Raw genomic sequence first — 4,076 nt, 5'->3', positions numbered from 1 at the left:
GCTTCCATCATGCCTCCCAAAAGCTGCATGAGAGGATTGCGTTTCGCCAATTCCGCTTCATAAGCGGCGCGCAGCCAGCCCTCCAGCACCTCTTGCGACTCTGGCCGCCGCACCTGTTTGAGCAGCGCCTTTGCCAGCGCTTCCCACAAGGGCGCTTCTCTCTTTTCCGCTAACGCCTGCCGCCCCCAGGAGGCCACAGCCGGGGCCGCCGCGAGTTGACTCAGCTGCCCCCGAACCCAGCCTTCCAGCTTACCGGCCAACGCTTCCGGCTCCAGCTTATCCAGCCAGTCCCGCAGCAGCTGCCGCGCCAAGAGGAGCAAAATATAGCGGCCTTTGCCTTCTTCCACCCAGGTAATAAAGGTTTCCGCTATCGGCCAGCTTTCCAGGGCGTTTTGCAACTGACTTTGACTAAAGAATTTATCCTGCACCATTTTGGCGGTGCCGTCAATGAGGCGGCGACGATTGCGAGGAATCAGCCCTGTATGCCAAGATAGACCTAAGGGGCGGCGAAAAAGCGCTTCCACCGCAAACCAGTCGGCAATGCCGCCAACCAGGGCCGCTTCCGCGGCAAATAACATGCAGCGGGCGGCCAAGCTCTGAGGATAGGCCAGCTTAACGGCCAAACAGACGAGAAACAAAACGCCAACACCCGCTAAAATGCGGTTAGCTTTGACAAAGGGGTTCATTGTCCCACCCCCCATTCCACAAGCTGCGTCAGGAGAAATAAGAAGGCCCCTGCCAAACCGCCTACCACCGAGCCATTAATGCGGATCATCTGCAAATCATCGCCCACTTTTTCCTGTACAAAAGCAGCCAGCTCTTCGCCGGATTTGCGGCCCAATTCGCTAGCAGCAACAAAGGAAGCCAAATCGAGAGGATGACGCTGCAGCCAGCGGCGCAGCTGCTCCTTCATCCAACGATCCAAGGCCCCTTGCTGATCTTTTTCCGCGGACAAGCTTTTTTCCACCGCCGCCGTAAGAGCTTCCGCCTGGTGTGGCAGCAAGCGATCTTTTCCTTGCAGCACCTCCTGCTGCAGCTCCTGCACCCAGGGCGTCAGCCATTGAGCAAAAAATCCAGGATGCCGGCTCAGCCACTCGTCTTTCCATTCTTCCAGTTGTTGCCGCCGTTCCGGCTGCCGCAGTCCCAGCAGCTTTTTCCAGCACCAAGCCCGCAAACGACGGCGCAGGGGCCGCTCCGGATCGGCCAGGTTCTGCACAAATCGTTCCAGCCACTGCAGTACCATATCCACCCGTTCTTCCGCCGTCAGTCCCGCAGCTCGGTTGACCATGCTGCGCAGCATGCCGCCCGCCTCGTAGCGAGCCAGCGCCGCCTCCAGCACTTCCAATAAAATCACCCGAAACTCCGCCGTTTTTAGCGCCTCACGCACCTGCCCCAACACATGAGCTATCACTACGTCGTCATAGCGCTGCCGCAGGCTCCACGCGCCGGCGCGCAGCGCCAAGGGCGCCAGCGCCGTCCGTTCCAGGCCCATGCGCAGCAGTTGATCCGCCAGCCGCCCCATTTCCTCCGGGCGTACCGCCAGGGTCATGTCCTGCAGCAGCCGCTCCAACACGCGGCGCAGCGTCTCCCGCCCGCCCTGACGCCGCAGATAGTCCAGCAGTACCGCCGCCGCATCATAGCGCTGCAGCACCTGCATAATATTATCCGGCGTCAACAGCTCTTTTTCCACTAGATCTGTCAGATCCGTTAGTATCCGTTCCTTGTTGCGAGCCACCAGGTTCGCCCGCCAGGAAATAAAGCCCAAGGGCTTGCCAAAAAGAGCAGTCACCGCAAACCAGTCCGCCAAGCCGCCCACCAAGGCCGCGCCAAAGGCGCTTTGGGCCAAAGCGCCGCCAAAGGTATGCCCGTAAGGCAAGCTCGCCGCCATCCCGGCGGCAGCCGCGCCCAGCGCCGCCAGCGCCTGATATCGTTGTTTCGCCATAAGTCACCTCGCAGAGAAAATAATGCCGCATTGTATGCGCTGAAAGTATTTCGCCTTTTTGGCCTCAGATTCCTTTATCGACAGGATGAAACACAGAGTAACCGTGACCGAGAGAAAGGACGTAACACAGAGTAAGCAGAGTAACAGAGGAAAGGCCAGAGGAAACAGTGAGAATAATAGTTTAGGTAAGGCTTGAAGTTATTGTCATTGCGAGCGCAGCACAGCAACTTCCCCATGGGGACTAAGACTTTGAGCAAGAGAAGCAGAGGACCGACTGGGCGTTACGGCTTTTTACACGCCATTTTTTGCGCCAATCGCCCGGGCCAAATCCTGAATGCATTCGCTGAGCCGGTCCAGGCGGGTTTCCACCCGCACCAAAAGATAGGCTGCAACTACCATCGGAAAACCGTACGCCGACATGGCCGCCAATAACGCTTCCATATACTATCACCACCTTTTTCAGGGTACTGCTGATTTATTCGTATCACACGCCAGGACAATTCTTTTTTCTCCTGGTTGCGTCAGAAAACCTTGAAAGAGCCCCGCTATTCCCGCGGCTCTCTTCCTTGCCAGGTGAAAAAATCTCTCGCCCTGGCGGTGCACTCATTAAATCAGCAGCACCCTTGACTCATATCTACTATTTTTGTGCCTGTTACCTGCTAAAAGCCGCACCCCGTCACCCTCATTCGTACCCTCCCTTTACTCCTGTTCAAATCCAATTCCCCCGGCTTTTCTCCACATAAAAAACCGGGTAGCAGGTTGCCCCGCCGCCCGGTTTTGATTTAGGCCAAAGCCTGCGTATCCTGCGTATGAACCTGGCAGGACACCGGCGTTACCAAGGCGCCGTTCTTGTTTTGGAACAAGCGCTTGGCGGCAACGGTCTGCATGACCGCCATTACGCCAGCCTTGGTCAGATCGTCTTTGGGGTTGGCCAAGGAAAGAGTCGCTTCTTTACCAGCTTCATCCCGGAAGATCATTTCCAAACGTTTCGTCATCGCTTTTTACCTCCTTTGCTGCATAGTAGACGCCTGTCTTACGCGTTGGTCAGATGCCCCTGGTCCACGCGCAGCACCGAGGCTACGGTGTACTGCTGGAGTCCGCCCAATGCCGTTGCGGCGTCGAAGACGTCCGCATCGGCGGCGGCCGGGTTCAAACCGCTCAAGGATACATTCTTGTACACCGCCTTACCGGCGCCGTCAAGACCGCTTTGCACGCGCAGCACCATCTTGCTGGATTCCACTGCTTTGCTTACTGCCATGAAACTCACCCCCTTTCACTCAGAGATATTGCGCGGGCGAGCGTTTGGCAACCTTTCTTTTTTATTTTTTTACCGCCCAGGCGCAGCGCATGGCTTCCGCCGCCCTGGCCAGAAGCCGCGAGACCGCTTGATGGCTTACACCCATCTGTTTTGCAATTTCCTGCAGCGTCCGTCCCTGCAGCCGTTCTTGCACGACTTGCCGCTGCCGCGCAGACAGCCGGTCCACCGTTTGCCGTAGTTTTTCTTCCAGCAGCTTTTTCTCCACCTCTTCTTCTACATTTTCCGCCCCAGACGCCTCGGGAAAGTCCTCGGCATCCAGGCTCCCCGCCTGCCGCTGCCAGCATTTACATTCTTTTTGAAAGGCGTTCCAGACGGCATAGGTCACGCACTGCGCCGCATAGCCTTCAAAATGGCCGCTGCCTGAACGGTATTCCCGGACGGCTTTGGCAAAAGCCAGCCAGGCTGCGCCCTCCATATCTTCGCGAATGCTGCGGACAAAGCTTTGTCCCGCCCGGGAACGCACTAAGCCCGTAAAACGGCGGCACAATTCACCGAACGCTTCTTCCTTGCCTGCTTGAGCTTCTTGTACCAATTCTTCTATGCTTTGCATTTTCTTCCACCTCATGGCGGAAGACCGGTCTTCCTATAGTAGCGCTACCCTCTATATATCCCCAGGGCGTCATTTACTGTGGCAACGCCAAAACAAAAGGAGCAGCCAAGAAGACGTTGCTTCTTAACTGCCCGCGTTGTATTTACAGTATAGCGCTAGAGAATCGCCGCGATAGTAACATCGGACTGCATGATCGGCAAACGCAAAACAAACTCGGTACCGCCTTCGCCACTGGTAAAAAAGATTTCCCCATGATGCTTTTGCAC

General features: G+C 56.7%; 6 protein-coding genes. All 6 read right to left on the bottom strand.

Going from position 1 to position 4,076, the window contains the following annotated elements; all coding sequences use genetic code 11:
* The coding region (locus tag PHF27_RS12520) for a DUF445 family protein (RefSeq protein ID WP_300070640.1) at positions 1 to 686 on the bottom strand (686 nt) is incomplete at its 3' end.
* Positions 683 to 1,942: a DUF445 domain-containing protein gene (locus PHF27_RS12515; RefSeq protein WP_300070636.1), complete on the bottom strand. Its 1,260-nt coding sequence runs from the start codon at positions 1,940 to 1,942 to the stop codon at positions 683 to 685. The genes PHF27_RS12520 and PHF27_RS12515, both read right to left, overlap by 4 nt.
* Before the next feature lie 291 nt (positions 1,943 to 2,233).
* A complete protein-coding gene (locus PHF27_RS12510; RefSeq protein WP_300070633.1) occupies positions 2,234 to 2,383 on the bottom strand; it encodes a YvrJ family protein in 150 nt (49 codons plus the stop codon).
* 341 nt (positions 2,384 to 2,724) lie between these two features.
* Positions 2,725 to 2,937: a DUF2922 domain-containing protein gene (locus PHF27_RS12505; protein ID WP_300070630.1), complete on the bottom strand. Its 213-nt coding sequence runs from the start codon at positions 2,935 to 2,937 to the stop codon at positions 2,725 to 2,727.
* A gap of 38 nt (positions 2,938 to 2,975) precedes the next feature.
* Positions 2,976 to 3,200, bottom strand: a complete 225-nt coding sequence (locus tag PHF27_RS12500; RefSeq protein ID WP_300070649.1) for a DUF1659 domain-containing protein — start codon at positions 3,198 to 3,200, stop codon at positions 2,976 to 2,978.
* Between the two features lie 61 nt (positions 3,201 to 3,261).
* Positions 3,262 to 3,810 (bottom strand): sigma-70 family RNA polymerase sigma factor, encoded by a 549-nt coding sequence (locus PHF27_RS12495; protein WP_300070627.1) that lies wholly within the window; start codon positions 3,808 to 3,810, stop codon positions 3,262 to 3,264.
* Positions 3,811 to 4,076 lie beyond the last annotated feature (266 nt).

This window comes from Anaeromusa sp. (genome assembly GCF_028691475.1).
Classification (GTDB): domain Bacteria; phylum Bacillota; class Negativicutes; order Anaeromusales; family Anaeromusaceae; genus Anaeromusa.
Note: the sequence above shows the minus strand (reverse complement) of the source record. Positions and strands in the feature narration are given on the sequence as shown.